We start from the raw sequence: 514 nt of genomic DNA on the forward strand, positions 1-514 counted from the left end.
CGTCCGAAGACCGGCTGCCCGACCTGCCACTGGGTGACGCCCTCGCCGAGGGCATCGACGATGCCGGCCAGCTCGCTGCCGGTGCCGAGGGGAGAGGTCAGGGGGCTGCCGTCACCGAAGAAGCCCTTGCGGATCTTCCAGTCGATCGCGTTGACGCCGGCGGCCTTGACGGCGATGCGGACCTGGCCAGGGCCGGGTTCGGGCAGTGGGATGTCGGTCAGGTGCAGGACGTCGGCGTCACCGTAGGCGGAGAAACGAATCGCCTGAGGCATGGAGAGGGCTCCTTCGTCGATCACGGGATGGGGGGACTGCTCTGGTGCCTGCCCGGTGGGAGAGGCCGTCCGGCCGGGCCGAGCGTCACGTTCACCCGGCCGGCGCCCTAACGGTCCGGACCGGGGTGCGGAAGCCCCGCCGCCGTCGCCGCGGTGGTGGTGGGACCGGGCGGTGAACCGGGGCTCGCGGGACCTCGGCCTCACGCCGCGCCTCCCATGTTACTAGGGCCTGTATTGAGTCG

1 protein-coding gene is annotated in these 514 nt (G+C 71.6%); it reads right to left on the reverse strand.

The annotated features are described in order from the left end of the window. On the reverse strand, positions 1 to 272 hold a 272-nt coding region (locus JNW98_RS11505), incomplete at its 3' end, for an alcohol dehydrogenase catalytic domain-containing protein (protein ID WP_223768056.1). Positions 273 to 514 lie beyond the last annotated feature (242 nt).

The organism is Streptomyces huiliensis (genome assembly GCF_020037025.1).
GTDB lineage: Bacteria > Actinomycetota > Actinomycetes > Streptomycetales > Streptomycetaceae > Streptomyces > Streptomyces huiliensis.